At 42.1% G+C, this 4,773-nt stretch carries 6 protein-coding genes and 1 pseudogene; 5 read left to right on the forward strand and 2 right to left on the reverse strand.

Features of this window, described 5'->3' with window-relative positions; genetic code table 11:
- Positions 1-226 precede the first annotated feature (226 nt).
- From RMO27_RS11315 to RMO27_RS11335, 5 genes are all read left to right on the forward strand, one after another.
- A complete protein-coding gene (locus RMO27_RS11315) occupies positions 227-985 on the forward strand; it encodes an Rpn family recombination-promoting nuclease/putative transposase (RefSeq protein WP_309732437.1) in 759 nt (252 codons plus the stop codon).
- Between the two features lie 448 nt (positions 986-1,433).
- Positions 1,434-2,483, forward strand: a complete 1,050-nt coding sequence (locus RMO27_RS11320) for a pentapeptide repeat-containing protein (RefSeq protein WP_309732439.1) — start codon at positions 1,434-1,436, stop codon at positions 2,481-2,483.
- Positions 2,484-2,868: 385 nt separating this feature from the next.
- Positions 2,869-3,144, forward strand: coding sequence for a hypothetical protein (locus RMO27_RS11325; RefSeq protein WP_309732441.1), 276 nt, complete (start codon positions 2,869-2,871; stop codon positions 3,142-3,144).
- Complete coding sequence (locus RMO27_RS11330) at positions 3,141-3,512, forward strand: clan AA aspartic protease (protein WP_309732443.1); 372 nt, start codon at positions 3,141-3,143, stop codon at positions 3,510-3,512. Before RMO27_RS11325 ends, RMO27_RS11330 begins: the two co-directional genes overlap by 4 nt.
- 13 nt (positions 3,513-3,525) lie before the next feature.
- Positions 3,526-3,663 (forward strand): hypothetical protein, encoded by a 138-nt coding sequence (locus RMO27_RS11335; protein WP_309732445.1) that lies wholly within the window; start codon positions 3,526-3,528, stop codon positions 3,661-3,663.
- 132 nt (positions 3,664-3,795) lie between these two features.
- Here the strand turns inward: RMO27_RS11335 and RMO27_RS23835 are convergent.
- Both RMO27_RS23835 and RMO27_RS11340 read right to left on the reverse strand, forming a co-directional pair.
- A pseudogene (locus tag RMO27_RS23835) lies at positions 3,796-4,092 on the reverse strand (type II toxin-antitoxin system RelE/ParE family toxin).
- The gene (locus tag RMO27_RS11340; protein WP_309732447.1) at positions 4,089-4,316 is read right to left on the reverse strand and encodes an addiction module protein; all 228 of its coding nucleotides are present in this window, start codon (positions 4,314-4,316) and stop codon (positions 4,089-4,091) included. Before RMO27_RS11340 ends, RMO27_RS23835 begins: the two are co-directional and overlap by 4 nt.
- Positions 4,317-4,773: the final 457 nt, after the last annotated feature.

The raw sequence follows: 4,773 nt of genomic DNA on the forward strand, positions 1-4,773 counted from the left end.
GAGAGTTTATCAGTTGGGAGTTCGAGGTTATTTGCTGTGGGCGATTGAGAACGGGATACAGCTTATGCCCGTAGCATCACAACACATGATTACAAGTCTTGAACCCTCCACAACCTATTCATGCAACAGCACTATCCCAATGCTGAGGAGATCAATTTTCCTACTAAACTGTTGTCGGAATCACCCAAAATATCAAAGTGGCGTAGCCAGTTGTACAATCTTCTTCATGTACGATGACACCTGCAAATTCCTAGCCGAACATTTCTCTGCCGACTTCGCCAGTTGGCTGCTCGGAGAAACTGTCACCCTGACAGAAATTCAACCATCCGAACTTTCCCTCGACCCAATTCGAGCAGATGCCATGATTCTGATCCAGTCCGAGGACTCCATCCTCCACATCGAATTCCAAACAATCCCTAAAGAGAACATCCCATTTCGGATGCTGGATTACCGAGTACGCGGAAATCGACGATACAAAGGGAAACCCATGCGCCAAGTGGTGATCTACCTCAAGCCCACCACCTCCGACCTAGCCTACCAAACCAGCTACGATCTGGAACGTACCCACCACGAATTTGACGTGGTGCGGCTGTGGGAACAACCTGCTGCTCTTTTTCTGCAATATCCAGGACTCTTGCCCTTCGCGGCACTCGGCCAAAGCGAAAGTCCAGCCGAGATGTTGCGCCAAGCCACTCAGATTGTCGAGCAGATCGAGGAACCAACAACACAAGCAAATCTGATGGCCGCCTCCGCGATCCTAGCTGGGTTAAGATTAGAGGAGGACGTAATTTACCGCCTAGTGCGGAGGGACATCATGCAAGAATCCGTAATTTACCGATCCATTCAAGACGAGAAGACGCGGGCGATCGCGCTCAACTTCTTAAGAGAAGGTTTATCAGTCGAAGCTGTTGCCCGTGGGACAGGCTTATCGATCGAAGAAGTCCAACAACTTCAACATCAAATGAATGCTGTTCCGCAAAGTTGAATCCGACTCAAGAGGCAAGAAACCACTTGTGGATACGCAGCATAACAACCCGGTTGGAGCGGACTGGCGAAGTTTGTCGTTTTTGTCGCAAGGTCGATCACTAGCTGCTCAACCGGAACGTTAGGCTGCATAGGAAATCAAGGATATTTGTTGGGAAAATACTTATGTCGGTAAATGGAGAAAGTCATCCTGATAAATCAGTACCTCAATGGGAAAACCTGAAGGGTGATTTAGACGTTTTAGATCAGCTTTATACTTCAGGAAAGCACCAGGATAATTTCGAGTATGAACTAATTAATATATCAAAAAAAATAATTTAGACTCTGAAGGATTAAGGCGTATATTCAATGAATATCACGTTGAGAAAAGGAAACTAAAAAGACTTGATGATTAGTTTAATAAAACATCGTTTTTTTCATTATTACAACGATTTTCAACAATTATTGGTGTGCTGACATTAGTGATTAGTGCAATTACTTTTCTTCCTACACAGCAGCAACAACGAAGAACTGAAACAGAACGCAAGAATATCGAAAAAGATCGCTCACATTATGAAGCATGGGCAATCATAAACAATAATCGAGTTGATATTAAAGGAAATCTGATTAAGGCAAATAGTGGTCGAACTACCGCACTTCAAAACCTAAATAGAGATCGTGTTCCGTTACAACGCATAGAATTACCTGAAACATTTTTATCAGGAATCGATTTATCAGGAGCTGATCTGTATAGAGCTGATTTTCGAGGTGCTGATTTATACCAAGCCAAGTTTAATAGCTTGCCTATACAAGTCAATCCAACTTTATGCGACCCGTTTATAGATTGTAAATCTCAGGAAGAAATTAAAGAACGACGTACTGATTTACAACGTACTAACTTTAGTGGGGCAATTCTCTATGGGGTCAATTTCAATGCTCCAAAATTAAACGATAGTGAAACCAACAAAAAACTAGGTGTGAATCTTTTTAGGGCAGATTTTAGACCCTTTTATATTCGTAAGTTTAGTTCAAATGAGGATAAAATCTCGCAACAGTGTATCAAGAATGCAACTTCAACGGAATGCTTGATAACTATTGAGTGTGGTATGGTTAGAGATCCGATTATACAATGTGTGCGTGCAGTTAATGCAACGTTTATTGGTGCAAATTTAAAAGCAGTAGACTTTACAAAAGCGGATCTAAAGGGTTCTAATTTTGAGGATTCAGATTTAGAATGTGCAACTTTTAGAGGCGCAATCTTTAATCAAGTTAAAAGAATAGATAGTATAGATTTGCCTGAAGGAATACCTCCAACTAATTTTAAGAAAGCAAATATAAGGGGAGTGGATTTCAGGGATGTTATAGATTTATCACCTACTCAAGTAGAACAGGCTGTAAATTGGCGAGAAGCAATTTATTCTGCTTCATTCGCAGCAAAATTAGGTTTGTCGCCTCAAAATAAACCTTTTGATTGCAAGGGGCAAAGATACATACAGGAACCGATTCGTTACCCGTCCTAGATCGCAACTCCTCCCCAACAAGCGCGTGCACACGAAACGGCAGCATACGCTATCGTTTGTGATTCAAATTCCAATGCCGTCCGCTAAAATGCAAGCCGTTCGATCGACATCACATCGATATTCATGTCTACACATTCGATCGATCGACCAAACTTAACCATGTCTGGAAGATAGCCCCTCAATAAAGGCTTAATTGTAACTTTAATTCGATCGGTAGAAGAAAGAAGATCTAGATCTTACCTTGGTACCTCGATCGGCAGGCGTGATTCCAATCTCGCTTGCAATTGGGAGGGTCGCAATGAAAAAGGAATTCTAGTGCAGTCTCAGCCATCGATCGAGACTCCACGCTAAAATGAAGTAGTGAAGTCGTAGCGAAGTCAAACTTATGGCAGTCAGACAACCCCGATATAGCAAAGAAGAATTTGCCAAAAGAGGCGACGCTCTGTATGAGTCCGAGGTGCGATCGCAAGTTGAAGAAGGTAATCACGGTAAGATTGTAGCGATCGACATCGAAACCGGAGCCTTTGAAGTAGCTGATGACATATTACCAGCTACGAATCGTCTATTTGAGCGGTTTCCAGATGCTCAACCCTGGATTGTCCGGATCGGGCATCGATCTGTCGATCGATTTGGCTCCCGCAGCCTCAAAAAAACTGTATGATTCATGGCGTAGTAAGTAGAAATCGTGAAGCAACAATTTCGCTGGTCATTGTTAATGAAAACCGTCAAACAAAACTGATTACTGCTGTCATAGACACCGGATATACTGGCTTCCTGAGCTTACCAAGTGAAATCATTACCGAATTGAATTTGTCTTGGACAGGAATCGATCGGGGCACATTGGGTGATGGCAGTGAAGTAACCTTCGAGATCTATGCCGCTAAAGTCATTTGGGATGGAGAATATCGTGACATTCCCATTAATGAAGCTGAAACCGATCCACTAGTTGGAATTAGTTTGCTTTATGGCTATGATTTGCATATCCAGACTGTTGAGGGTGGTAATGTGACCATCAAGCGACTCGAATGATTCTAGTTTACGAATGACAGACTATCCCGAAACGATCGCTAATAATGCGATCAATCTAGTGCAACTGTTCGATCGACATCACATCGATATTCATGTCTACACATTCGATCGATCGACCAAACTTAACCATGTCTGCAAGATCGCTCCTTAATAAAGGCTCGATCGTAACTTTAATTCGATCGGTAGAAGAAAGAAGATCTAGATTTTACCTGAGTGACTCGATCGGCAGGCGTGATTCCGATCTCGCTTACAATTGAGAGGAACACAATGACGATAATTTCAACTATAGTCGATCTTGCCAATCTTTGGGATTTCGTTTGCTGTGAAAACAAGCAATCACAAATACAGTATCTTCTTCAACAATATAAAAAAGACAGTAAGGAAAACGCCTAACTAAAACTCATCGAGCTTGTTGGTAGATGAGGCGATAGGCAAGAGGATTACGCCCGATTGTGGATATACAATTATCAATTGCTCGTACAAATTCAGAACCTAAACCAGTCTCTTGTGACTCATACCACGCAAAAGCATCTTCCAAATCAAACTCTGCTTCTGGACGGATAATCAACCTGTAATTCATTTGGGAGTGCCTAATCGCTGCTTGACAGTTTCCCAACTAGAGCCAGCGTTTGGGTCTTGCCGATGTTGTGTCAATCTTCGATCGAGTTCTTGTTGTTGTGTCCGATCTAATTCGATTTCATCTTGTCTATCTAGAATACTATCCCATAGATCTTCTGCAAGTTGAATCCGCTCGGCAATACTCAGTTGAGAAATTTCAACTTTGAGAAGAGGATGATTACTCATGCTAATTTAGCTATCCAAATTATATCCATGTCAGAATTATAGCATTGTGACAAATTTTAGATGCTGTGCATGAAGTAGTTTTTACCACTCGATCGCTGGGCATCACATCGATATTCATGCCTACACATTCGATCGATCGACCAAACTTAATCATGTCTGGAAAATCGCCCCTCAATAAAGGCTCGACGTAACTTTAATTCGATCGTAGAAGAAAGAAGATCTATATTTTACATTGGTGCCTCGATCGGAAGGCGTGATTAAATCGTCAACTACTCGAACACTGGTACTTTCGATATCCTCCGTTCAAAAATCCGCGATGCTCACGCCTTGAGTACTCTGCTGATGACCATTGATATTGCTCAATTGTTAGCAATTAGACTAGGATTGACTGTCCTCGAAACTAGACAACGCAGTCGAATTGATTGGCATGGACAAAGAGGTTTAAGCCTCTTACAGC

Source organism: Chamaesiphon sp. OTE_75_metabat_556 (assembly GCF_031378165.1).
Lineage (GTDB): Bacteria > Cyanobacteriota > Cyanobacteriia > Cyanobacteriales > Chamaesiphonaceae > Chamaesiphon.

Coding starts and splice junctions, on each gene's coding strand:
- RMO27_RS11315 (WP_309732437.1), top strand. CDS start 227: ATGTACGATGACACCTGCAAATTCCTAGCCGAACATTTCTCTGCCGAC.
- RMO27_RS11325 (WP_309732441.1), top strand. CDS start 2,869: ATGGCAGTCAGACAACCCCGATATAGCAAAGAAGAATTTGCCAAAAGA.
- RMO27_RS11330 (WP_309732443.1), top strand. CDS start 3,141: ATGATTCATGGCGTAGTAAGTAGAAATCGTGAAGCAACAATTTCGCTG.
- RMO27_RS11335 (WP_309732445.1), top strand. CDS start 3,526: ATGACAGACTATCCCGAAACGATCGCTAATAATGCGATCAATCTAGTG.
- RMO27_RS11340 (WP_309732447.1), bottom strand. CDS start 4,316: ATGAGTAATCATCCTCTTCTCAAAGTTGAAATTTCTCAACTGAGTATT.